Source organism: Mucilaginibacter lacusdianchii (assembly GCF_009770985.1).
Taxonomy (GTDB): Bacteria; Bacteroidota; Bacteroidia; order Sphingobacteriales; family Sphingobacteriaceae; genus Mucilaginibacter; species Mucilaginibacter lacusdianchii.
Map to the genome: position 1 here is coordinate 40,024 of NZ_WSRW01000002.1, position 23,711 is coordinate 63,734.

Sequence of the window (23,711 nt, forward strand, 5' to 3'; positions counted from 1 at the left end):
TTTAATGCCTAAAACCGGCAATTTCAACATGTAATTAACATCTTATTAAACCTTTTTTTGTAATTTTGAAGGTTGAACTATTGATAAGTAAAGATTGCAGTTAACTAAGTTAGAAGTCAAAGGATTTAAAAGCTTTGGCGATAAGATAACCATTAATTTCAATGAAGGCGTTACTGCCATAGTGGGTCCGAATGGCTGCGGTAAATCTAACGTAGTTGATTCTATCCGCTGGGTGCTGGGCGAGCAGAGCACCCGTGCGCTACGGTCAGAAAAGATGGAAAACATCATCTTTAACGGTACCAAAAGCCGCAAGCCAGCCAACTTGGCCGAGGTATCGCTTACCTTCGACAATACCAAAAACGTACTGCCTACCGAATTCTCGCAAGTAACGCTTACCCGCAAACTTTACCGTACCGGAGAAAGTGAGTACCGGCTAAATAATGTGCAGTGCCGGCTGAAAGACATCACCGACCTATTTTTGGATACAGGTATAGGCTCCGATTCATACTCTATCATCGAGCTAAAGATGATAGACGAAATCATCACAAATAAAGAAGGCTCACGTCGTAATCTGTTTGAAGAAGCATCGGGTATATCTAAATACAAACTGCGCAAAAAGCAAACTTTCAATAAACTCAAAGATACAGAGGCTGACTTGGAGCGGGTTGAAGACTTACTTTTCGAGATTGAAAAAAACTTAAAAACATTAGAGAATCAAGCCAAAAAAGCTGAACGTTATTACCGCTTAAAAGAGCAGTATAAAACATTGAGTATTATGCTGGCTTCGTTTCGTTTAGCCTCATTCAGCGATTCATTAATCAGCATTGAAGAGCGGGAACAAAAACATCAGGCCGAAAAAACTAGTATAGTAACACAGATTGATACGCTTGAGGCGCAGGTGCAACAACTGAAAGTTGACAATCTTACCAAAGAGAAAAACCTATCAATACAGCAAAAAGCTACTAATGAATATGTAGCCAAGATTAGAGCTTACGAGAGCGATAAAAAAATCAAGAACGAACAGCTCAAATTTCAGCGCGACAAAGAGACTCGTTTAACAGAAGAGCTTGAGCGCGACCGCAATCAGCTCAACCACGTGCTGTACAACATTAAAAGGTTGTCAGAAGAAAGATTGCAAGAAGAAGAGACCTTGGAAAGCGTGAGCTCAAGAGTGGCCGACTTGAAGGCCGCCGTTGATGAGTTGCGCGAGGAACAAACTACTGCCCGTGCGGAGCTTACGGAACTAACCAACATCAATAACCGCCTGCAAAACCAAATTTACAAGGCTGAAAAAGACTTGGATATTTTGCGCATCCAACAGCAGGCACTGGAGCAGGAAAGTCAGCGCAATATGGAAGACGCCGCCAGCCGCGAGGTGGAGCTATCGCACTTTAACCAAATGGTGGCCGAACTGGAATACCGTACAGAATCTACTGAAAAAGAATACCAGTTAGCGGTTGAATTTGAAAACAACCTGCAGGAAAGAATAAAGGAAACTGAGGGCAGCATTGCCAGCGTTAAAGACACCATTATACAACACACCCGCCAGCTGGATGCCAAACAGAATGAGTATAACCTGACCAAAAGTTTAGTTGACAACTTGGAAGGCTTTCCGGAGTCAATCCGCTTTCTTAAAAAAAATGCAGATTGGGCCAAGAATGTTCCGCTGTTTAGTGACGTTCTATTTTGTAGAGAGGAATACCGGGTAGCTATTGAAAACTATCTGGAGCCGTTAATGAACTATTATGTGGTAAACAACTATGATGAAGCCATTACCGCTATCAATTTACTTCGGAATGCCTCGCGCGGCCGTGCTCAGTTTTTTATATTAAGCCACTATCAGCAAATAGCAGCCCAGCCTGTGCCAAACCCAAACCCCAGTCAATGGATTTCGGCTTTGGATACTATCGAAGTAGACGGCCGCTATCAACCGTTGTGCAATTACCTGCTGCGTAATGTTTACTTGGTGAGTGATAGCTCAGATAACGACTTAAATAACGGTCCTGTCCCTAACGGTGTTGTGCTGTTGGGCAAAAGCGGTAAATTCAGCAAATCGATACTAAGCATGGCCGGTGGTTCGGTAGGATTGTTTGAGGGTAAACGTATTGGTCGGGCTAAAAACCTCGAAAATCTGGCAAAAGAAATTAAACAGTTAGAAGGTAAGGTAACAACCTTTAAAAGCCAGCAGGAAGAGCTACAGAGAACTTTAACCGCTTTACGATCATCCGGCAAAACATCCGAAATTCAGCAACGCCAGCAGGAGTTAAATCGTTTACACACTGAGTTGGTTACCGTTACTACGCGGCGCGAGCAGTACCAAACCTTTATAACCAACAGCCGCAACCGTAAGGAAGATATCGCTCGTAAAATTGATACGATTAAAGAGGAAGAGCAAACGTTGCAGCCTCAATTAGCCGAGCTGAAAACGCAAAAAGAAATACAAAGCGATTTGTTATTAGATAAGCAGCAGGCATCCAATGAATTAAATGAGTATACCTCAGTACAATCCAACGCTTATAATCAAGAAAATATTCGTTTTCATCAGCAACAAAACAAGGTATCCAGCTTAAACAAAGATTTAGAATACCGCGAGAGTCAGCAAGAGAACCTGGAAGGTAGGATTAGAATAAATACTGCCGAGATGGAAAAGGTTCAGGCGGCTTTATTGGAAACGGTACAACAAACTGATTTCTCTGACGAAGAACTGCTGGAGATGTACAGCCAGCGCGATTTACTGGAACAAGCTACCCGCCAGGCCGAGCAGGAATATTACTCGGCACGCGGACAAATTACCGAGGTAGAAAATGAAATTACACAACTTCGCCGTAAAAAAGATCAGGCAGATGTTATTGAAAATGAGCTGAAAGACCGCCGCACCAACTTAAAACTGGAACTTAACGCTTTGAAAGAACGCCTGGCTGTTGAATTTAATATAGACATGCAAGACCTGTTGGAAACTGAACTTCCGGCCGAAGAGAACGAGCAGGATCTGCGTGAAAAAACGGAAAAATTAAAAAAACAGATAGATGATTTTGGCGCTATTAACCCTATGGCGTTAGAAGCATTCAAAGAGATGGACGAGCGTTACCAATTTATCCAGTCGCAAAAAAAGGATCTGATGGAAGCCAAGGCCTCCCTCCTTTCAACCATTCAGGAGATTGATGATACCGCCCGCGAGAAGTTCATGTCGGCCTTTATTATGGTGCGTGAAAACTTCATTAAAGTATTCCGTTCCCTTTTCAATGAAGAAGACTCTTGTGATTTAACATTGACCGATCCAAGCCATCCACTGGAATCAGACATTGATATTATTGCTAAGCCCAAAGGCAAACGCCCGCTGTCAATCAACCAGCTATCGGGCGGTGAAAAGACTTTAACGGCCACTGCTATTCTGTTTTCGCTATACCTGTTAAAGCCAGCACCTTTCTGTATTTTTGATGAGGTTGATGCGCCTTTGGATGATACGAATATTGACAAGTTCAACAACATCATCCGCAAGTTTTCCACCGGATCGCAGTTCATCATTGTATCACACAACAAAAAAACCATAGCCAGCACCGATGTGGTTTACGGTGTGACTATGGTTGAGCAGGGAATATCCCGTGTAGTACCTGTTGACTTACGCCAAATGGCCGATTAACACCAGCGCATTATTTCTGTAGTCGTTTCAGATCTTTGGTATGTACACTGCCACTAAACTGCTGTTTTACATCCAGCACAATATTGGCATTGCGTAACTGATTTTTTTCGCTGGTTGACTGCAAGCTCAATGTTTGCAAACCTGCTGTGGCATAATTTCCTTTATCAATAAAGTTCAGCGCTTTTGCAAACAGCCCCTCGCTGGTATCACCAAAATCTTTGGTTACATCATCAGCTACGTCGGCACCTGCGAAGTTGCTTCCGGGTACCATGCCCTGATAAAAGTCGGCCTTACCAGCTGAATTTTGACTTTCAAACTCGGCCAAGTATACATCATACTGTGATTTGTTACCCAACGGAATACCAAAGAAACCTACCGGTTTGCCGTAAGTAGTGCGACCAATTATTTGAACGCCTTGCGGCAAAGCAGGCTGAAGGTTATTAATTAGCAACTCACTTGCAGATGCAGTGCTGCCAGTTACTAAAAAGAAAGCTCTGCTTAAATTAAGTCCGCCTACTTTTGCAAATTTGTAAGTGTTGTTTGCTTGATTAAAATAACCGGCTGGAATAGAATATTTTTTTGCTAAAAATGGGTAATCACCTTTTTGTAATTTGTCATTAAAATACTCAGTAAACATTGTTGAACCGTTTTTAGATGCAGGTACCATGTAATTAGCAATGTACTCTGATGTTTCCACCGCACCACCGCCGTTATAACGTAAGTCGACCACTATTTCATCTATATTACTAGCCGCAAAGCTATTAAATGCTTCATCAATTTTAGTTTTGGCATTATCAAGGGTTGTAAAGCGACTGAAAGCAAAGTATCCTACCTTTTTTCCGCTAGTGGTAGTTACCACTTTATATTTAATAACCGGGTTTATAGTATAAGTGGTTTTTGAAACGGTGGTTGTAAAAGATGTACCGTCCGGACGCTGCAGCGTAAGTTTGATAGAGTTGTTGCTTAGCGACTTGTTAATTGCAACAAGAGCCGGATCGGTACTTGTACCAGTAGTTAAGGTCACCGATGCATCATCTACAGCCGTTACCTTATAACCGCGAACAAGATTTTGGGAAGCGGCAGAAGAGCCTGGAAAAACATATCTTACCCTTAAATCATTTGTAGCAACGTAAGTTAATGCAAAACCAAAATCACCACCAGTTCCGCCGATAGACGTTGCAGCTTCGCCACCGTCAACATATGAATATTTCGACTCGCCAGGGTAAGCGGCATTATACTCGTAAGCTTGGCCAGTTGTAGGGTTTTTTTTAAATTGGGAAATAGCGTCTATTTCACTTTGTAAAGCAGTTAAATCCGAACTTCCGGAATAAGATTGCGGGTTAAACGTATTTGGAATAGCATCATACCATAGATACTCTTCTTTAGCATATTGGTAAAGAGAGTCACGCATTTTATCAAGCTCACTGGAGCCTTGTACTGGATCGGTAGTTATTTGCTTATCTTTTTTACACGATGTAAAAGCCAAAGCGAGCAACATCGAAAAAAATAAATTTCTTTTCATTAAAGTTAATATTGTTAATTATTGTATATGCAAAGTAATGATAAGTTATATAACTTCCTATAGCACTGTGCTATAATTTAAAAAAGTAATACCTGCTGCTTCAGCACATAGCTCGTCTATGTTGGTGGCACCTATCATCACTAATTCTCTTCTTTGCAGGTGATGATCATCAATCAACTTGTGGATAACGTCCGGCTCTGGCTTAGGCGCTATTTCATCAGCAAAATAGCAAATTAAATACTGTTCAAGCCCCTGCCAATCGGTTTGTTTAATCTTATTCAATTGCTGTTGCGGATTGCCGTTGGTTACAATAAAAATCTTTTTACGGTCAACCACAATGTCCTGAAGCAATTTGAGCATGTCCTCATAAAGTAGCAGCTTTAGTGGAAGCTTGGCGTTTTTATGCAGATGCTCAAAATTGAAGCGATACTTTTCGTCTATTTTAAACCGTTGCTGTAAGCGGTCAAACACCTGTTCTTTTCCTTCAGCATCGTGTGTTTGTACCATTAGGTTTACCAGCACCTTTGCGTCAAGTAATTCGGTATATTCTAAAAAACCTGCAAACAAGTAGTATACCTGATACAAATAATCTTTTTCGGGATACAAAACGTTGTCCAACTCGAAAACAAACGCATTGTTGCGTGCGTCTAAATCAGTGTATTTAATCATGGGCAGGTATCAATTGAATGCCATACTCATCGAATAACTGCTGTGCAGGCTTTAATTGTTCTGCTTCTGCAAAGTACAGCAGATAAACAGTTTCAATATGATTATCCAAACAAAAAGCCAGCATCTGATGCGGGTAAGTGTCAGACAGTGGACTGGGCAGCTTCAGCATTCTGCCCGACTTGATCATTACATCGGGTAAATCCAGGTAATCGCCCAACAACACAATTGCATTATTTATATTATTTTTTATTTGATGGGCTTTGGCGGTGCTTGCGCCTGTTATTAAAATATTCACTCTGATATAATTTATGACTGTACTATCAAGCCGTCTTTCATGGTTACTTTACGGTCTGATAATCCGGCTAATTCTTCGTTATGGGTTACGATGATAAAAGTTTGCTTAAACTCATCACGCAGGTCAACAAACAACTCGTGCAAATCGCGCGCGTTAGCTGAATCAAGGTTACCCGAAGGTTCGTCTGCTAGCACAAGTGCTGGATTATTAATTAGCGCCCGAGCCACAGCCACACGTTGTTGTTCGCCGCCCGAAAGCTGATTAGGTTTATGATGCATCCTTTCTTTGAGGCCAAGCTTATTTAGCAAATGCGCCGCGCGCTTTTCGGCTTCCACTTTTGAAGTGCCTGCTATGAACGCCGGGATACATACGTTTTCAATAGCGTTAAATTCGGCAAGTAAGTGATGAAACTGGAATATAAAACCAATGTTTGTATTCCTGAAAGCACTTAGCTGCTTGCTGTTCAAGCGATTCACCTCCAGGTCGTTCAGAAAAATCTGACCTGAATCGGGCTTATCTAATGTGCCTATGATATTAAGCAATGTGCTTTTACCGGCGCCGGATGCACCTACAATGGTAACTATTTCGCCTTTAGATACTTCCAGGTCTACCCCTTTTAATATCTGCAGCGCACCGTATGATTTTTGGATAGACTGTGCTTTAAGCATGTGCAAAAATAAAAATACCTGCTGCATATCAGCATACAACAGTATTAATACATATAATATTACCTGATTGATTTTTTAAATAGAACTGAAATTGTAGATTTACCGCAAATTCTTCACAAGACATGAATATTCACGAATATCAGGGTAAAGCCATTCTAAAAAGTTTTGGCGTTAGAGTACAGGAAGGCATTGTTGCCGACACTGTGGAAGAGGCTGTTGCAGCCGCCCAAAAAATGAAAGAAGATTTCGGTTCAGACTGGGTGGTAATTAAAGCTCAGATCCATGCCGGAGGCCGCGGTAAAGGCGGTGGTGTTAAACTGGCCAAAAACCTGGACGAGGTTAAAGAAAGAGCAGGCGCTATTTTAGGCATGCAGCTGGTAACCCCACAAACCGGACCTGAAGGTAAAAAAGTAAATAAGGTGTTAGTTGCACAGGATGTTTATTATCCGGGCGCAACCGAAACCAAGGAGTTTTACATGAGCGTATTGTTAGATCGCGCCAAAGGCCGCAACATCATCATGTACTCAACCGAAGGTGGTATGGATATCGAAGAAGTAGCACACTCTACTCCTCACCTGATTCATAAAGAAGAGATTGACCCTAAAGTAGGTTTACAAGGCTTTCAGGCACGTAAAATTGCCTTTAACCTAGGCGTATCGGGCGATGCATTTAAAGATATGGTGAAATTTATCACCGCTTTATACAAAGCTTATGAAGCTACCGACTCTTCACAATTTGAAATTAACCCGGTATTAAAAACATCAGACAATAAAATTTTAGCCGTTGATGCTAAAGTAAACCTGGATGATAACGCATTATACCGTCATCCGGATTATGCTGCTATGCGCGATGAATCTGAAGAAGATCCGATGGAAGTTGAAGCCAGCCAATCAAACCTTAACTACGTAAAACTTGATGGTAACGTAGGTTGTATGGTTAACGGTGCTGGTTTAGCAATGGCCACCATGGACATCATCAAAATTGCTGGTGGCGAGCCTGCTAACTTTTTGGATGTAGGCGGTACTGCCAACGCACAAACGGTTAAAGCAGCGTTTAACATTATCCTTAAAGATCCGAACGTAAAAGCTATTTTAATTAACATCTTTGGCGGTATCGTTCGTTGCGACCGTGTAGCGCAAGGCGTTATTGATGCTTATCAGGAAATTGGCAATATACCAGTTCCAATCATTGTTCGCTTACAGGGTACTAACGCCGAAGAAGCTAAAGAACTGATTGACAACTCAGGTTTAGAAGTATTCTCGGCAATTCTATTAAAAGAAGCAGCTGAAAGAGTGAAAGAAGTTTTAGCATAACTAATTTCTTAACCTACATTAAGAAGGGAACTCAAAAAGTTCCCTTTTTTTGTGTCGTTAAATAATTACAGAAACGTTGCATGTTACAACATTCAACGTTAAATTTGAGAAAACACTAAAACAATCAATTAACTATGGCTACTACAAAATGGGTATTAGACCCAACCCACTCAGAAGTACAGTTTAAAGTAAAACACCTGGTCATTTCGACCGTTACAGGCGCTTTCAGAAAGTTTGAAGGTGAAGTGGTAACCGAGAGCGACGATTTTCAGGATTCGGAAATCGATTTTTCATTGGACGTGGAAAGCATTGATACCAACCAGGAAGCGCGTGACCAGCACTTGAAATCAGCAGAGTTTTTTGACGCGGCTACTTATCCGAAAATCAGTTTCAAATCGACCTCATTAAAAAAGGTTGACAGTGATACTTACAAACTGGAAGGCAACCTGACTGTGAGAGATGTAACTAAACCGGTAACCTTAGACGTAGAGTTTGGTGGCTCGGCTGATGACTTTTATGGCAATACCAAAGCAGGCTTTGAAGTAACCGGTAAAATTAGCCGTAAAGAGTTTGGCTTAACCTGGAGCGCTGTTACCGAGGCAGGTTCTGTAGTAGTTGGCGACGAAATCAAATTAATTATGAATGTGCAGTTTATTAAGCAAGCCTAATATTACGAAGCATATATTTATTAAACGCCTGTATGTTTTACATACGGGCGTTTACTTTGTACATAGTATCGTAAAAAACTTTTTAAAACCAACCATACACTATATTTGCTTTCTATAGCATGCTCATTAAAATATATCCCGAAAATCCGAATCCTAAAGCTATCGAGCAGGTAGTGCAAGTATTACGCAAAGGCGGCCTTATCATTTATCCTACCGATACCATTTATGGCTTAGGTTGCGACATTACCAATCAAAAGGCTATCGAGGCCATCGCCCGTATTAGAAACATCAAACCTGAAAAAGCCAATTTTTCATTTATCTGCTACGACTTGAGCCATATATCGGATTATATTAAGCCTATTGACAACGCCACCTTCAGGGTATTAAAAAAAGCTTTGCCTGGCCCGTTCACTTTTATTTTTAACGCAAGTCATAATGTACCCAAGTTGTTAAGTTCAAAAAAGAAAACTGTAGGTATACGGGTACCTGATAATGATATTGCACGTGAAATTGTGAAACAGCTTGGTAATCCTATCCTGTCTACCTCCATCCGTGATGAAGACGATATCATGGAATACTCAACCGACCCGGAACTTATTCACGAGAAATACGAGAGCTTAGTAGATATTGTGATAGATGGTGGATATGGCGACAATACCGCTTCAACTGTGGTAGATTGTACCAACGGCGATTTTGAAGTTATACGTGAAGGTAAAGGCGATTTGGAGATTTACTTGTAGCTTGTGAGTAAAGTTAAGAGCTAAGAACCAAGACAGCTTTTATATAAAATTGTGTCATCTCGAATGGCAGTGAGATCTTTTGGAAAAGAAACGATTGACAAATCGCTTTCAAAAGATTTCTCGTTAGCACTCGAAATGACAGTTTTTTGCTCTATCCTTTAATAGATTGGATAAATTCCGGTATCCGTTCCAAATAGTTTTCCGTTCCCAAGAACTTAACAAAGGCACTACCTACAATGGCGCCATTGGCATAAGCCGTGGCTTTTTGATAAGCTGGCTTATCGGCAATACCAAAACCTATCACCGTAGGATTTTTAAGCTGCATATCTTTAATGCGCTGAAAATAACTTTCTATTGTGTCGGAGATGGTAAGGTTGCGACCGGTGATGGATGCTGAAGAAAGCAGATAAATAAAGCTGTTGCTCAACTCATCAATTTTTCGGATGCGTGACTCTGCAGTTTGCGGTGTTACCAAAAAGATATTGCTTAGGTTGTGCTTGGCAAATATGTCTTTATATAATTGTTCATACTCGTACATCGGCAGGTCGGGTACAATCACGCCGTCTACTCCTACCTCAGCGGCTTTGGCACAAAAACGTTCTACGCCGTATTGTACCATTGGATTGGCATAGCCCATCAATAGTACAGGTATAGTTACCCTTTGGCGCAGGTCTTTTAATTGCTCAAACAGCAGGTTAAGATTCATGCCATTATCCAGCGCTTTTTGTGAGCTGTGTTGGATGGTTGGACCATCGGCTACAGGATCGGAGTACGGAAAGCCGATTTCCAAAAAGTCTGCTCCCGCTTTTTCCAACGCTTCGGCTATATCTAAAGTGGTATTCAGTTCGGGGTAACCAGCCGTAAAATAAACCGATAGCAGGTTGTTTTTCTTTTCGTCGAACATGGTGTTCAACCGGTTTGCAATTACAGTTTGCATATAATTAAAAGCCGAAGTGTTTAATGTAAGTATTTAAGTCTTTATCGCCGCGCCCAGACAGACATACAATTACGTTGTCGTCTTTCTGAAACTGCATTTTTTCGAGATGTGCGAAAGCATGAGCCGACTCAATTGCCGGAATAATTCCCTCCAGTTGCGAAAGCAGCAATCCGGCGTTTAATGCTTCATCGTCGGTAATGCTTACGTATTGCGCCCGCTGTACTTTATGCAAATGTGCATGCTGCGGCCCAATGCCTGGGTAATCTAACCCAGCCGAAATAGAATAAGGCTCTACAACCTGCCCGTCGTCAGTCTGCATTAAAATGGTACGGCTACCATGCAATATGCCTTCTTTGCCAAGTACCGATGTGGCAGCAGAATGGCCGCTGTCTAAACCTTTACCCGCAGCTTCAACCGCAATTAACTTTACTGCTTCATCATCTAAAAAATGGTAAAACATCCCCATCGCATTACTACCTCCGCCCACGCAGGCCAGTACATACTCGGGAAGATCTTTGCCGGTTTGTTCTTGCAGTTGTTTTTTAGCTTCTAATGAAATGATAGATTGAAAACGGGCAACCATTTCTGGGTACGGATACGGACCAACTACCGAGCCGATGATGTAATGCGTATCTTCTGGGTTATTAATCCAGTCGCGCATGGCTTCGTTGGTAGCATCTTTCAGCGTTTTACTGCCTGAGGTGGCCGGAATTACCTTAGCACCCAGCATTTTCATACGGGCCACGTTGGGTGCCTGACGCTCCATGTCTATTTCGCCCATATACACTACGCATTCGATGCCACGCAACGCACATACTGTTGCGGTAGCAACGCCATGCTGCCCAGCTCCAGTTTCGGCAATGATACGTTTTTTGCCCAAGCGCTCGGCCAGTAAAATCTGGCCAATGGCATTGTTGATTTTATGCGAACCGGTGTGGTTCAGATCTTCGCGCTTTAGAAATATGTTAGCGCCATATTTTTCAGACAGGCGTTTGGCAAAGTACAAAGGCGATGGCCTGCCAACGTAATCTTTCAACAACTGATCAAACTCTGCTATAAAACTGGCATCGTTAGTTATATTTTGGTATTGCTGACGCAGTTCCTCAACATTCGGGTACAGCATTTCAGGGATATAAGCTCCGCCGAAATCACCGTAATACCCCTGCTCGTTAACTGTATATTTCATTGTATATCGTTTTCTCTAAGTATATGAAATGCATTGTGTAGCTTTTCTACGTCTTTTAAACCTGGTTGGGTTTCAAACCGGCTGTTTAGGTCAACACCATAAAAAGCCGGATGTTTAATTTGCTTTACCTGATCAATATTTTCCAAGCTTAAACCGCCACAAACAAAAAATGGTGTATCTAGTCGGTAATTGTTTAGAATACTCCAGTTAAACGTTCTGCCCGATCCGCCATGGCCTTCCGTTTTGGTATCAAACATAAAGTAATCGACATATCCCTGATAAGCGTTCAGTTGTTCAAAATCAAAGTTATCATCTACACCAAACGCCTTAAACACGGTTACCTTAGTTTGAAGACTTTGGCAAAAGGCCGGGCTTTCGGTGCCATGCAGTTGCACAGCATTAAAGTCGAACTGTTCAATTAATAGGTTTATTTTATCTGCATCTTCATTTACAAACACTGCTGTTTTGTAAATGAATTCTGGTAATTGATCTAAAGTTTCGGGTGGTAAAGCGGCAATATATCTGGGCGATAAATCGTAGCAGATGAAACCCATGTAATCGGGTTTAAGATCAGCAACGGCTTGTATATTTTCGGAATGCTTCATTCCGCACACTTTTATTTTCATAACCTTAATTTGCGAGCAGTTGTTTAAAACTGTTCAATGCACGACCACTCATCAGTGCTTCTTCAGCCTCGTAAAAACTATCGGCAAAAGTCTGCTCGGGTTTGATAGTTTTTATTGCTAATGCAGCGTTGCATAGCACAACACTACTTTGCGCATTAGTTGCTTCGTTGTTCAACACTTTCATAAAAATGTCAGCAGACTCTGCTATCGTATGCCCACCTGTTATTTCAGAGGCATCCAGCTTTTCAAAACCAAGACTTTCCAATGTGTTGATTTGCTCACCTGCGGTCGAAAATGTTTTGAAGTCCCCCGTTAGCGACACTTCGTCATATCCATCCAATGCATTTACAATAGTGTAGTTAACAAATGACTTTTGGTAAAGGTAAGCATACAAACGTGCCAGCTCCAGGTTGTACACCCCTACCATTTGGTTGTTGGGCTTAGCCGGATTAACCATTGGGCCCAGCATGTTAAAGAATGTTTTCACACCCAGTTCGCGACGGATAGGCGCAACGGTTTTCATGGCTGGGTGAAATAGCGGTGCATGCAAAAAAGTAATATTTGCTTTCTCCAAACTTGTATTTAAACAGCTTTGGTCGTTGGTAAACTGGTACCCCAAATATTCCATTACGTTAGATGAGCCACAGCCAGACGATACGCCGTAGTTGCCATGCTTCGCTACTTTGTACCCAGCACCCGCTACCACAAACGAAGCCAGCGTAGATATATTAAAGGTGTCTTTTCCATCGCCGCCAGTACCGCAAAGGTCTATCAATTGGTCGGCTTCCAGATTGACAGGCAGGCACAGTTCCAGCATGGCATCGCGGAAACCTTCCAGTTCATCAACGGTAATACTGCGCATGCAGTAAGCCGTCATGAAGGCTGCCATCTGCGAGGCATTATACTTTCCTTGTGCAATATTGGTCAGAATTTCTTTTGACTGGTTGCGGCTGAATGTTTTATGTTCAAATAAATGGTTAAGTATTGCTTTCATATGCTTTAATCCCTAAACAGGAAATAAAATTAAATAATGCCTCGATTTAATACGCCTCTCCGTTACGGCACCGGGGCGCAAAAATAAAGGGTTGCCTTTTGGGCAACCCTTGTAATATCTATTAAAATAACAAATAGGAGATTGCCTTACGATTACTCGTTAAGCCACCACCAATTGTTGTTTTGTATATTCATTGTTCGTTGTGGCAAATATGAAAATACTTTTTTCTAAATGCAAATACTTAATTATATTTTTATCCGGCTATAAAAACAGCGACCACAAATTATCACATGGCTATCGAGAAAAAAACTATAAATCCCGAAGACGACCTCGGCTTTGGTAACCAAGCAGTTTCTCAGCGCGTTATAAACCGGGATGGCTCAATCAATGTAATTCGCAAAGGCCTGCCTTTTTTCAATACCATTGATAATTACAACAGCTTAATCACCATGCCCTGGCCTAAGTTTTGGATGATTGTGATTAGCGCCTACCTGGCTACTAATATTTTATTTGCTAGTATATATGTAACACTGGGTATTGAAAACTTAAACGGTGCCGACGGTGCTTCGCCCCTGCACCACTTTCTGGATGCTTTCTTTTTTTCGGCTCAAACACTTTCTACGGTTGGCTACGGACATATCAGCCCCAAAAGTGTAGCCACCAACTTTGTTGCAGCTTTTGAATCGATGATGGGCTTATTAGCTTTTGCTATTGCCACTGGTTTATTATACGGTCGCTTTTCGAGGCCGTCTGCTAAAATCGCTTACAGCAGTTCGATGCTGATAGCGCCTTACCGAATAACCGGTCGAGGATTAATGTTTAGGCTGGCCAACAAAAGACGCAATACACTGGCCGACGTAACCGTGGAAATCATTTTTTCATACAATGAAAATGTGGATGGTAAAACGGTACGTAAGTTTTTCCCTTTGGAATTAGAACGCCGGCAGGCGAGCATATTAACCCTGAGCTGGACGGTAGTACATCCGCTGGACGATAACAGTCCCATAAAAAATATCACCCTTGAAGAGTTGAAAGCTACTAACGCCAGCTTTGCTGTATTACTTAAAGCTTATGACGATACCTTTGCACAAACCGTGCATTCACGTACCTCTTACCAATTCGATGAAATTGTTTGGGCAGCCCGCTTTACCCCTGCATTTTATACCAATGAAACTGGTAAAGTAACTTTAGACATCAACAAAATAAGCGACTGCATACCGGCTGAATTACCTTCCTAATTATGTTTTTTCGTTTTAATTAAACACACAGGTTGTTTCTTAGTTAACTTATAAAGTATTTAACTACCATGGAACAAAAACCAACACAATTTCCGGCAGAAACCCAGGCCTCTCAACCGGGCGTTGAACAAGAAATGACACCGAAACCGGAATACATTAATGAAAACTACAAAGCTTCCGGCAAATTACAAGGTAAGGTAGCCCTTATTACTGGTGGAGACAGTGGTATTGGTCGTGCCGTTAGTGTACACTACGCATACGAAGGTGCCGATGTGGCTATTGTTTACTTTGATGAGGATCAGGATGCGGAAGAAACCAAAAAATTGGTTGAACAAGCCGGACAACGCTGCCTGCTGATTAAAGGAGATATTAAACAAAGTAGCTTTTGTAAAGAAGCGGTTGAAAAAACAGTTGCCAATTTAGGTAAGCTAAACATCCTGGTTAATAATGCTGCCATGCAGTTTCCGCAGGAAAATCTGCAAGATATAGATGCTGAACAATTAGACACCACTTTCAGAACCAATATTTACTCGCAATTCCACTTTGCATCGGCTGCTTTAAATTATTTGCATGAAGGCGATTGCATAATAAACACCACATCGGTCACAGCTTATCGTGCATCGCCTGAACTAATAGACTATTCATCAACTAAAGGGGCTATAGTAACTTTTACCCGTTCATTATCAAAAAACCTGGCCGAGAAAAAAATCAGGGTTAACGGTGTAGCGCCCGGTCCTATATGGACACCGCTGATCGTATCTACTTTCCCGGAAGAAAAGGTTAAATCGTTTGGTCAGGATGTACCGCTGGGCCGTGCTGGTCAGCCTTCAGAAGTGGCACCTGCCTATGTTTTCTTGGCTTCACAAGATGCATCTTACATCACCGGCCAAATTATTCATGTAAATGGTGGCGAAGTGGTCAATGGCTAACCTTTCTCAAACCCTCCCCCCGGGAGGGTTTTTAATTTACTCAATTTCCATAAACAAGATTGTCATTTCGAGTACTAACGAGAAATCTTTTGAAAGCGATAGGTCGACTGTTGTGTTTCAAAACATCTCTTACTGTCGTTCGAGACGACATTTTGTTATTAGCTCTCCTCTTTCCGGAAGATTTAGAGATTTACCTTAGCAACGGATCTCGTTCTTTTGTAAACACGTTGTAAACCAACTTATCCAGCCAAGCGGGGAAGATTTTATTTAAGGTTACAGTAAGCTTACCTTGCCCGGTCATGATTAAAGTACGTGCACGATTTTCTATACCATCGGTGATGATTTTAGCAACCTCATCCGCGGTCATCATCTTATCCTCTTCCATACTTGTTTCACCTTGCTGTTTGGCTTCGCTGTTTAAGGCGGTGTTACGAATATTGGATGCCGTAAAGCCCGGGCAAGCCGTAAGCACATTTACGCCTGTCTTTAAGTTCTCTACCCTTAACGAATCCAAAAAACCATTCATAGCAAACTTAGATGCTGAGTAACCGGTACGCCCCGGTAAACCTTTGTATCCTGCGATTGATGATACGCCAACTACTGTTCCCTTAGATTTCAATAACTCGGGCATGGCGTGTTTCGTACAATAAACCGTTCCCCAAAAATTTACATCCATCAAAGTTTTCAGTACCTGCAAATCCAAGTCCTTAAATAATGCCCGCATAGATATGCCTGCATTATTAATCAACACATCAATTCGTCCAAAAGTTAAAACGGCTTGTTTAATCAGGAAAGCACAATCGTCCTCATTACTTACATCGCATTGTACTGCTATTGCCTTTACACCGTGCTCTTGCTGCAACTTTTCAGTAATTTGGCAAAGTGTAACGTATTGGCGTGCACCTAATACCAGGTTGGCACCCCTACGGGCACATTCATAAGCTAGAGCTTTGCCGATACCGGAAGACGCTCCGGTGATAACTACGATTTTATCTTTCAAATTCATATGAAGGGGCTGTCCAGCCGCCTACACCTTTAATAGGCAATTCAGGCATTTTGAACAAGTATTTAGCAGCAAAAATAAGCATTGCACCATAAAAGTCTTTGAAATATTGCCAGCTATATTTACTTACCTTTTGTACCTGCTGATGAAGTATAAAAGTTTTAGCAAAATAGTAGTTTGTAAAACCGGCTAAACGGATACGGCATGATAAATCTATATCCATGCCATAACGGGCAAAGCGCTCATCAAACGGACCTACCTTATCCAACACTGATCTATGCACTAACATAAAATCCTTGCAAATAATATCAGTTTCCGAGTTTTCAAATTCCTCATCCCATCCTGGTTGGTAGTGATGACCAAACAAGCGCGATTTGGAGAACAATCGCGTTAACCCACTGTATTTAAAAAATTTTACCCAAGCGTTGGGAATACCACTTTTTGATTCGGGAATAAAATGCCCATCTGCATCAAGCATACGCACTGTTAATGCGCCAGTATGCGGATGAACATCCATAAAGTTAATAGCCTTATCGAGTGTATCTTCTCCGGTAATGGTATGCGGATCTAAAAATAGTACGTAATCGCCGGTGGCACATTGAAGTGCTGAGTTGGCGGCTTTTGAATACCCTACAGCTTTCTCTTTTATGATAAGCCGGGCCTGTGGAAATTCGGTTTGCACCATTTCCACAGACCTGTCAATTGAAGCGTTATCTACTACTATCAATTCGTAATCAAAATGCTGGGCGGCTATGGTTAACGATGCCAGTGCCTGCTTAAGTAACCTGCAATAATTTTGATTAACAATGATAATAGAAAGCTTCATGTTATTTGGCGAGTGAATTTTCGTAAGGTACACGAGTAGTTATTGACCGACCCAGTGTGATCTCATCCACGTACTCTAGTTCACCTCCAAACGCTATGCCACGAGCTATGGTTGAAAGCGTTATGTTAAAATCTTTTAGCTTTTTATGTAAATAAAAAATGGTGGTATCCCCTTCCATGGTTGCACTTAGGGCAAATATCACTTCTTTCACGTCATTTGCCCGTAAACGCTCTACCAAAGAGTCAACTTTCAGGTCAGACGGACCTATTCCATCCATGGGCGAAATCAGTCCGCCTAGTACATGGTATACACCAGTGTACTGATTTGTATTCTCTATAGCCATCACATCGCGGGTATCTTCTACCACACAAATGGTATTACGGTCGCGCTTGTGCGACGAGCATATTTCACAAACAGTATAATCGGCTATATTATGGCAAACGCGGCAGTGCTGAATTTCGTTGCGCAGTTTGGTCATGGCCATACTAAAACGCTCCACATCAGGCCTGTCCTGATTAAGCAGGTGCAGAACCAAACGAAGGGCAGTTTTCTGGCCGATACCTGGCAATTTAGAGAACTCCGCTACAGCATTTTCTAACAACTTTGAAGAAAAATTCATACATCAAATTTACAAAAAAATAAGCCATTTTTGCTGTCAAAGCAAGGTCATTAAGGCGTTTGGGCCTCTAGTTTTAACACAAAATTTCCAACATTTATAACTACATTTTTGTACACTTACTGTTGTTTTTGTTAGCTTGCAGATGCTAATCAATAGCCCTTAAATTATTTACATGTCTCCCGGAATACTACTTTTATTTATAGCTGGATATTTTTTGGTATTGATACTTATTTCATACCTAACATCGCGCAAAGCATCAGACAACGATACATTCTTTGTAGCCAACCGTAATTCTAAATGGTATTTAGTAGCCTTTGGTATGATTGGGACTGCCCTGAGCGGCGTTACCTTTATTTCGGTACCTGGCAAAGTGGGCGCTGCCAGCGGCGATCAATTCGCTTACTTTCAGTTTGTGCTGGGCAATGCTGCGGGCTTCCTGGTAATAGCAGGACTATTATTGCCTTTGTATTACCGCATGCAGCTTACATCCATTTACAGTTATATTGAAAGTGCTTTAGGCAAGTGGAGTTATAAAACAGCAGCTAGTATATTTCTGATTAGCCGTACTATTGGTTCAGCGTTCAGGCTGTATCTGGTGGTAATTGTATTGCAAAAATTCATTTTTGATAGCTATGGCATACCGTTCTGGGCAACTGTCCTTATATGCTTGTTGCTCATATGGTCATATACGTTTAAAGGCGGTTTAAAAACCATCATCATTACAGACAGCTTGCAAACGCTGTTTTTGGTATCATCAGTATTTCTTTCTATATACTTCATTTGCCGAAGTTTAAATTACAACATTTTTGAAGCGGCTGAGGCGATTAAAAACAGTAGCTATTCTAAAGTATTTTTTTGGAACGATTTTCTGAGCAGCAAATTTCACTTTAGTAAGCAATTCTTTGGTGGACTGTTTATCACAGTTGCCATGACGGGTTTAGACCAGGATTTGATGCAGAAAAACTTAAGTTGTAAGAATATTGGCGAGGCACAAAAAAACATGCTCAGCTTCACTACGGTATTTGTCATCATCAATATCTTTTTTCTTAGTGTAGGTGCACTGCTGTACCTGTACGCTGCCAAAAACGGCATTAGTGTCGAAAAAACCGACTACCTCTATCCTACTATAGCCTTAAAATATCTGGGTGTGGCACCAGCCATTGTTTTTATGCTGGGCTTAACAGCGGCCACCTTCGCCACCACCGATTCCGCTCTGACGGCATTAACCACATCATTTTGTGTCGACTTTTTAAACTTCAATAAAAGAGGAGATACAAATAGCCCACGCATGGTTAGAACCAGACATTATGTACACGTCGCTTTTTCAGGGTTGATGCTTGTGGTCATTCTTTTGTTTAATGCGGTAAACAATGATGCAGTGGTTAGTGCCATCTTTAAGGTAGCAAGCTATACCTATGGACCGTTATTGGGCTTGTATGCGTTTGGTTTGTTTATGAGCGGGCGCCAAGTGAATGACAAACTGGTGCCTTTTATTTGTTTAATCTCCCCGGCGGTGTGCTTCTTTTTAAGCACCTCGTCAAAAGAGCTTTTGGGTGGATATGTTTTTGATAATGAGCTAATCATTATCAACGGATTAATTACCTTTGCCGGCTTGCTGCTTACTTCGCGTACGAAAACGAAAATAGCAGCTTTATAATCAGAATACTTTTGAAAAATAGAATATGACAGGTGACGAAAAAATAAGAAAGGCCTTTCAAAACCAAAACTGGCACGAAATAAAGGTGACCGACTCTTGGTCGATATTTAAAATAATGGCTGAGTTTGTAGACGGATTTGAGAAGTTAGCCAAGATAGGTCCATGCGTTTCCATCTTCGGATCTGCACGTACTAAAAATGAAAACCCATACTATCAACTGGCCGAAGATACAGCCCGGCTGCTTACTGAACGCGGATTTGGCGTAATTTCGGGCGGTGGCCCCGGCATCATGGAAGCTGCCAATAAAGGCGCTTACGAAGCTGGCGGTAAATCTGTGGGTTTGAACATTGAACTGCCGTTTGAGCAATTTCATAACAAATACATAGACCGTGATAAGTTGTTGGAGTTTGATTACTTCTTTGTGCGTAAAGTAATGTTCATGAAGTACTCACAGGGCTTCATCGTATTGCCTGGCGGCTTTGGTACTATGGACGAATCTTTTGAGGCCATTACACTTATTCAAACCGGTAAAATTGCCCGCTTCCCTATTGTGTTTGTGGGCTTGGATTACTGGAAAGGGTTGTTTGATTGGGTTGAAGAAAAGATGCTGAACGCAGAGCACAACATCAGTCCGGATGATTTAAATTTATATCGTTTGGTAGATACTGCAGAAGAAGCAGTGGAACACATTTTCCGTTTCTATGATAAGTATTTATTGAAACCGAACTTTTAAGATAATTTATTTTCAGCCAAGCTTCGATTCTTTAACGATGGCTAGACTAAATAAAAAAGGCGCTCACCAATCAGGTAAGCGCCTTTTATGTTATAATTCGCTTATTACTCTTCTAATTTAGTAACCTTCTGAGCAGCGTTCACTGCATCAGGGTTTAATGTCATATCAACCATAGCAGATACTTCATCCAGCACACCAGAGGTGCTACCAGAATAACCTACGTGTTTAAAGCGAATGTTACCGTTGGCATCTATCACAAATTTGGTAGGAATACCATCCACCTTAAAGGTACTTACCACTTTTGACTGACGACCATCTTCGCCTTTTTCATCCATCAGAACATTGAAAGTGTATTTATTGTCAGCAATGAACTTCTTAACGCCGTCGGCATAATTGTCGCCGTTTTCCCAAGTGTCAATAAATAAAAACTTCACATTTGGATTCTCTTTGTATTTGTTGACAGCCAATTGCATCCCCGGAAAAGATGCTTTACACGGCCCACACCAGGTAGCCCAAAAATCAACCACTACTACTTTTCCTTTTAAGCTAGCCAGCGATACAGTATTACCCTCAAAATCTTTCAATGCAAAAGCTGGCGAAGGTTGGTTAATCATTTCTTTAGCCAGCTTTGCTTTCAAAGCCGCATCTGATGTACTTTTTAACGACGCATAATAGTTATCGAAACCTGCTTCAGAGCCTTTACTTTTAATATAACTGGCTTTTAGCTCAGCGTCTATTTTTTCTGAACTTTTACCGTTTTTCACGGCTGTTTCCATAACCTCTCTGGCTTTTGCCTGCTGACCTGCGGCTTGCAGCATTAAAGCATAATGCTCGCTCAATTCTGCATCTTTGCCTTTCTCTTTGTCGTAAAGCGGCTGTTCATAAGCCAAGGCTTCTTTAGCTTTACCTTGTTTTAATAATATAAATGCATAGGTATCAGCATACATATCATAGGTACTTTGAATACTTTTTTTCAGACTTGATGGCGAAGCATAAGGCTGCGTACCCGGATTTGCCAGTTTAGCTTGCGTAATGTCCAAAGATTGTTTCGACATCGCCGCTGCTTCATTTAAACGTTCGCCTGTTTTAGCCAACTCGTATGCTTTGTTATTTAACGCACTAGCTAACATACCTTTGTCCTTCACCTGAGAAGCCCAGCGATTATAATCCTCATTTTTTCCGGCTTGCAGGTATGCAAATGCTATTTGGCTTCTAAAATTGTCTGGAATACTTCTTTTTTCAGTCGCGTCTTCGGGATAGCTTTTTACATATTCGTTATATAAGGCCTCTTTTTTAACCGGATCTTTTTCCTGGTTAAAAGCCATCACTTTATCGTTTTTGCTGAACTGACCATTTGGAAATTTAGCTTTGATAACGTTTGTCAGTGAATCGGCCTGTGCTGTTTTCTTAACCCGGCGGTAAAGGTTACTCGCCAAAAGCATGTCTTTTTCATCGCCGCTTGCAGCCAACACTTTCAATTTTTGATCGAGTAAGGTAACCGACTCGGGATCGTTTTTTGCACTTAACAAACCGTAGTAATTGGCTTGATATTCTTTCTCTGATTGTGGATTAGCGGCAACCTCTTGCTTCATGAGTGCCAGCCCTTGATCCTGATCTGTTTTAATTTTACTTAAAGCCGATCCCATACCACTATATACCACATACGCTTTTGAAGCGTAAGCACCAGGTACTGGCGTTTTGCCATTGTAAACCATGTAAACATAACCTTTTTCGCCGTTGTCATCTACTTTTTCATCTTTGTAAATGCGGACCATAAACGCCTTGGCGCTGGCGGGAACAGTAATTTCACCTTTTAGCAACTTGCCAACTGGTTTAAAGTTAATGTCGGCTGCTGGATAGTCTTTGTTATCCAGATAGTATACCATTGCATTCAGATTTTTCTCACCCTCAAGTGGTGTACCTGCAGTGTTATAAGTAAGTGTGATTTTTTCGCCAGGCTTTGGATAGGCATCCGATAAAATCAGATGTGAATTAGCCTGACCAATTGCGGTTTGCACTGCCATAACGCCTGGCAACGCAAACAAAAGGTTAAGTTTTTTCATAGTAAACTAATATTTTAGTCAATGTATGAATAAATTATTTAATAATAAAAGTAAAAGCAAAAAACCGTTATTTTACAGTTTTCTAATGCATTATGAACCAATTTGTTCAACCTAAACGAGAAGCTGCGCTGGGCTTTATTTTTGTTACGCTACTGATAGATATTACCGGCTTCGGCATTGTTATTCCGGTATTTCCAAAGCTTATTGAACATTTAATACATGGCAATTTAAGTGATGCTGCGCGTTGGGGCGGCTGGCTAACCTTTGCTTACTCGGTAATGCAATTTTTATTTGCACCGGTATTGGGAAATTTAAGCGACAAGTATGGCCGCCGGCCTATTTTGCTTGGCTCATTATTAGGTTTTGCCATTGATTATACATTTTTAGCCTTTGCTCCTTCTATTTGGTGGTTGTTTGTGGGCCGTATAATTGCGGGTATTACCGGAGCCAGTTTCACTACAGCATCTGCTTATATTGCCGATGTAAGTACGCCAGAAAAGCGTGCACAAAACTTTGGAATTATTGGCGCAGCATTTGGCTTAGGTTTCATAATTGGACCAGTTTTAGGCGGCTTACTCGGACAGTTTAGTACCAAGCTACCATTTTTAGCTGCAGCAGGTTTAGCTTTAATAAATGCTATTTATGGCTTTTTTATACTACCCGAATCATTAGCGAAAGAAAATCGCCGTTCATTTGAGTGGCGCAGAGCTAATCCAATAGGGTCATTACTTCAACTTAAAAAGTATCCGGCCATCAGTGGAATGGTAGGTTCATTAATATTGATTTACATAGCTGCCCATGCTGTACAGAGCACATGGACCTTTTTTACGATGGAGCGCTTTAGCTGGAAAGAAGATTTGGTTGGCTACTCACTGGGGTTCGTGGGTGTCATGTCGGGCTTGGTTCAGGGTTTATTGATTCGCTATACTATTCCAAAATTTGGGCAAAAAAGAAGTATTGTATATGGTTTGATGTTGTATACGATAGGTTTGTTGCTTTTTGCATTTGCTAATCAAAGTTGGATGATGTTTGCCATTCTTGTTGTTTATTGTTTAGGTGGCATTGCCGGCCCTGCGTTGCAAGGCTTAATCAGCGGGCAAGTCCCGGCAAATGAGCAAGGTGAACTTCAAGGTGGCTTAACCAGCTTAATCAGCGTCACTTCTATTATAGGTCCGCCACTGATGACCACTTTATTTGCCTGGTTTACCGACAGAAAAGCACCTGTCATTTTTCCGGGAGCACCATTTTTGATGGGTGCTGTTTTAATGCTGCTGAGTACCGTGCTTGCCATTCGTAGTTTTAGACGTGCAAAGCAAGTCGCTTAATAGATTTAACATGCCAAAACAATATCAATATAACTGCCTTTATGATATGGCAAAAGCCAG

General features: G+C 41.4%; 20 protein-coding genes and 1 pseudogene. 9 read left to right on the forward strand and 12 right to left on the reverse strand.

Features of this window, described 5'->3' with window-relative positions; translation table 11 throughout:
* The first annotated feature begins 94 nt into the window (after positions 1 to 94).
* Positions 95 to 3,640, forward strand: coding sequence for a chromosome segregation protein SMC (smc, locus tag GPM24_RS07210; protein WP_158826100.1), 3,546 nt, complete (start codon positions 95 to 97; stop codon positions 3,638 to 3,640).
* Positions 3,641 to 3,650: 10 nt separating this feature from the next.
* Here the strand turns inward: smc and GPM24_RS07215 are convergent, their stop codons facing one another.
* The 4 genes from GPM24_RS07215 to GPM24_RS07230 are packed head-to-tail and all read right to left on the reverse strand — an operon-like array spanning position 3,651 to position 6,794.
* Positions 3,651 to 5,162, reverse strand: a complete 1,512-nt coding sequence (locus GPM24_RS07215) for a S41 family peptidase (RefSeq protein ID WP_158826101.1) — start codon at positions 5,160 to 5,162, stop codon at positions 3,651 to 3,653.
* A 57-nt stretch (positions 5,163 to 5,219) separates the two neighbouring features.
* Positions 5,220 to 5,831, reverse strand: a complete 612-nt coding sequence (locus tag GPM24_RS07220) for an HAD family hydrolase (protein ID WP_158826102.1) — start codon at positions 5,829 to 5,831, stop codon at positions 5,220 to 5,222.
* Entirely contained in the window at positions 5,824 to 6,126 is a 303-nt protein-coding gene (locus GPM24_RS07225) for a hypothetical protein (RefSeq protein WP_158826103.1), read from the reverse strand. The genes GPM24_RS07220 and GPM24_RS07225 overlap by 8 nt, the downstream gene beginning before the upstream one ends.
* A gap of 11 nt (positions 6,127 to 6,137) precedes the next feature.
* The gene (locus GPM24_RS07230) at positions 6,138 to 6,794 is read right to left on the reverse strand and encodes an ABC transporter ATP-binding protein (protein ID WP_158826104.1); all 657 of its coding nucleotides are present in this window, start codon (positions 6,792 to 6,794) and stop codon (positions 6,138 to 6,140) included.
* 119 nt (positions 6,795 to 6,913) lie between these two features.
* Here GPM24_RS07230 and sucC point away from each other — a divergent pair.
* The 3 genes and pseudogenes from sucC to GPM24_RS07245 form a co-directional block, all read left to right on the forward strand.
* Positions 6,914 to 8,107 (forward strand): annotated as a pseudogene (gene sucC / locus GPM24_RS07235) (ADP-forming succinate--CoA ligase subunit beta); the annotation flags it as partial.
* Between the two features lie 134 nt (positions 8,108 to 8,241).
* Complete coding sequence (locus tag GPM24_RS07240; protein ID WP_158826106.1) at positions 8,242 to 8,775, forward strand: YceI family protein; 534 nt, start codon at positions 8,242 to 8,244, stop codon at positions 8,773 to 8,775.
* Positions 8,776 to 8,894: 119 nt separating this feature from the next.
* Complete coding sequence (locus tag GPM24_RS07245; protein ID WP_158826107.1) at positions 8,895 to 9,515, forward strand: L-threonylcarbamoyladenylate synthase; 621 nt, start codon at positions 8,895 to 8,897, stop codon at positions 9,513 to 9,515.
* Between the two features lie 151 nt (positions 9,516 to 9,666).
* Here GPM24_RS07245 and trpA read toward each other — a convergent pair whose 3' ends face one another.
* Genes trpA through trpD form a run of 4 tightly spaced genes read right to left on the reverse strand, consistent with a single transcriptional unit; the run spans position 9,667 to position 13,258 of the window.
* Positions 9,667 to 10,452: a tryptophan synthase subunit alpha gene (gene trpA, locus GPM24_RS07250; RefSeq protein WP_158826108.1), complete on the reverse strand. Its 786-nt coding sequence runs from the start codon at positions 10,450 to 10,452 to the stop codon at positions 9,667 to 9,669.
* Positions 10,453 to 10,456: 4 nt separating this feature from the next.
* Positions 10,457 to 11,638 (reverse strand): tryptophan synthase subunit beta, encoded by a 1,182-nt coding sequence (trpB, locus tag GPM24_RS07255; protein WP_158826109.1) that lies wholly within the window; start codon positions 11,636 to 11,638, stop codon positions 10,457 to 10,459.
* Positions 11,635 to 12,243: a phosphoribosylanthranilate isomerase gene (locus tag GPM24_RS07260; protein ID WP_233268756.1), complete on the reverse strand. Its 609-nt coding sequence runs from the start codon at positions 12,241 to 12,243 to the stop codon at positions 11,635 to 11,637. Before GPM24_RS07260 ends, trpB begins: the two co-directional genes overlap by 4 nt.
* 25 nt (positions 12,244 to 12,268) lie before the next feature.
* Positions 12,269 to 13,258, reverse strand: a complete 990-nt coding sequence (gene trpD / locus GPM24_RS07265; protein WP_158826111.1) for an anthranilate phosphoribosyltransferase — start codon at positions 13,256 to 13,258, stop codon at positions 12,269 to 12,271.
* A 290-nt stretch (positions 13,259 to 13,548) separates the two neighbouring features.
* On the opposite strand from trpD, the gene GPM24_RS07270 reads away from it, so the two are divergent.
* Complete coding sequence (locus GPM24_RS07270) at positions 13,549 to 14,496, forward strand: ion channel (protein ID WP_158826112.1); 948 nt, start codon at positions 13,549 to 13,551, stop codon at positions 14,494 to 14,496.
* Positions 14,497 to 14,564: 68 nt separating this feature from the next.
* Positions 14,565 to 15,425, forward strand: coding sequence for an SDR family oxidoreductase (locus GPM24_RS07275; protein ID WP_158826113.1), 861 nt, complete (start codon positions 14,565 to 14,567; stop codon positions 15,423 to 15,425).
* Positions 15,426 to 15,615: 190 nt separating this feature from the next.
* On the opposite strand, the gene GPM24_RS07280 is transcribed toward GPM24_RS07275, so the two are convergent.
* From GPM24_RS07280 to recR, 3 genes are read right to left on the reverse strand one after another with little or no spacing between them, the layout of a single operon-like run.
* Positions 15,616 to 16,431 carry an SDR family oxidoreductase gene (locus GPM24_RS07280; protein WP_158826114.1) on the reverse strand — a complete coding sequence of 272 codons (816 nt, stop codon included), beginning with the start codon at positions 16,429 to 16,431 and terminating at the stop codon, positions 15,616 to 15,618.
* A complete protein-coding gene (locus GPM24_RS07285) occupies positions 16,415 to 17,254 on the reverse strand; it encodes a glycosyltransferase family 2 protein (protein WP_158826115.1) in 840 nt (279 codons plus the stop codon). The genes GPM24_RS07280 and GPM24_RS07285 overlap by 17 nt, the downstream gene beginning before the upstream one ends.
* Position 17,255: 1 nt before the next feature.
* On the reverse strand, positions 17,256 to 17,873 hold the full coding sequence (recR, locus tag GPM24_RS07290) for a recombination mediator RecR (RefSeq protein ID WP_158826116.1): 618 nt from the start codon (positions 17,871 to 17,873) through the stop codon (positions 17,256 to 17,258).
* 172 nt (positions 17,874 to 18,045) lie between these two features.
* Between recR and GPM24_RS07295 the strand changes: the two genes are divergently transcribed.
* Both GPM24_RS07295 and GPM24_RS07300 read left to right on the forward strand, forming a co-directional pair.
* Positions 18,046 to 19,530 (forward strand): sodium:solute symporter, encoded by a 1,485-nt coding sequence (locus GPM24_RS07295; RefSeq protein WP_158826117.1) that lies wholly within the window; start codon positions 18,046 to 18,048, stop codon positions 19,528 to 19,530.
* 25 nt (positions 19,531 to 19,555) lie between these two features.
* Entirely contained in the window at positions 19,556 to 20,263 is a 708-nt protein-coding gene (locus GPM24_RS07300; protein ID WP_158826118.1) for an LOG family protein, read from the forward strand.
* 104 nt (positions 20,264 to 20,367) lie between these two features.
* Here the strand turns inward: GPM24_RS07300 and GPM24_RS07305 are convergent, their stop codons facing one another.
* A complete protein-coding gene (locus GPM24_RS07305; protein ID WP_158826119.1) occupies positions 20,368 to 22,326 on the reverse strand; it encodes a TlpA family protein disulfide reductase in 1,959 nt (652 codons plus the stop codon).
* Between the two features lie 92 nt (positions 22,327 to 22,418).
* Between GPM24_RS07305 and GPM24_RS07310 the strand changes: the two genes are divergently transcribed.
* Positions 22,419 to 23,651: a TCR/Tet family MFS transporter gene (locus tag GPM24_RS07310; RefSeq protein WP_158826120.1), complete on the forward strand. Its 1,233-nt coding sequence runs from the start codon at positions 22,419 to 22,421 to the stop codon at positions 23,649 to 23,651.
* Positions 23,652 to 23,711 lie beyond the last annotated feature (60 nt).

What these genes read in the sequence shown, in the direction of transcription:
- GPM24_RS07300 (WP_158826118.1), top strand. Translation starts at nt 19,556, where the DNA reads ATGACAGGTGACGAAAAAATAAGAAAGGCCTTTCAAAACCAAAACTGG.
- GPM24_RS07240 (WP_158826106.1), top strand. Translation starts at nt 8,242, where the DNA reads ATGGCTACTACAAAATGGGTATTAGACCCAACCCACTCAGAAGTACAG.
- GPM24_RS07280 (WP_158826114.1), bottom strand. Translation starts at nt 16,431, where the DNA reads ATGAATTTGAAAGATAAAATCGTAGTTATCACCGGAGCGTCTTCCGGT.
- GPM24_RS07215 (WP_158826101.1), bottom strand. Translation starts at nt 5,162, where the DNA reads ATGAAAAGAAATTTATTTTTTTCGATGTTGCTCGCTTTGGCTTTTACA.
- GPM24_RS07245 (WP_158826107.1), top strand. Translation starts at nt 8,895, where the DNA reads ATGCTCATTAAAATATATCCCGAAAATCCGAATCCTAAAGCTATCGAG.
- recR (WP_158826116.1), bottom strand. Translation starts at nt 17,873, where the DNA reads ATGAATTTTTCTTCAAAGTTGTTAGAAAATGCTGTAGCGGAGTTCTCT.
- GPM24_RS07260 (WP_233268756.1), bottom strand. Translation starts at nt 12,243, where the DNA reads ATGAAGCATTCCGAAAATATACAAGCCGTTGCTGATCTTAAACCCGAT.
- trpB (WP_158826109.1), bottom strand. Translation starts at nt 11,638, where the DNA reads ATGAAATATACAGTTAACGAGCAGGGGTATTACGGTGATTTCGGCGGA.
- GPM24_RS07310 (WP_158826120.1), top strand. Translation starts at nt 22,419, where the DNA reads ATGAACCAATTTGTTCAACCTAAACGAGAAGCTGCGCTGGGCTTTATT.
- GPM24_RS07275 (WP_158826113.1), top strand. Translation starts at nt 14,565, where the DNA reads ATGGAACAAAAACCAACACAATTTCCGGCAGAAACCCAGGCCTCTCAA.
- trpA (WP_158826108.1), bottom strand. Translation starts at nt 10,452, where the DNA reads ATGCAAACTGTAATTGCAAACCGGTTGAACACCATGTTCGACGAAAAG.
- GPM24_RS07305 (WP_158826119.1), bottom strand. Translation starts at nt 22,326, where the DNA reads ATGAAAAAACTTAACCTTTTGTTTGCGTTGCCAGGCGTTATGGCAGTG.
- GPM24_RS07285 (WP_158826115.1), bottom strand. Translation starts at nt 17,254, where the DNA reads ATGAAGCTTTCTATTATCATTGTTAATCAAAATTATTGCAGGTTACTT.
- GPM24_RS07270 (WP_158826112.1), top strand. Translation starts at nt 13,549, where the DNA reads ATGGCTATCGAGAAAAAAACTATAAATCCCGAAGACGACCTCGGCTTT.
- GPM24_RS07220 (WP_158826102.1), bottom strand. Translation starts at nt 5,831, where the DNA reads ATGATTAAATACACTGATTTAGACGCACGCAACAATGCGTTTGTTTTC.
- GPM24_RS07230 (WP_158826104.1), bottom strand. Translation starts at nt 6,794, where the DNA reads ATGCTTAAAGCACAGTCTATCCAAAAATCATACGGTGCGCTGCAGATA.
- GPM24_RS07295 (WP_158826117.1), top strand. Translation starts at nt 18,046, where the DNA reads ATGTCTCCCGGAATACTACTTTTATTTATAGCTGGATATTTTTTGGTA.
- trpD (WP_158826111.1), bottom strand. Translation starts at nt 13,258, where the DNA reads ATGAAAGCAATACTTAACCATTTATTTGAACATAAAACATTCAGCCGC.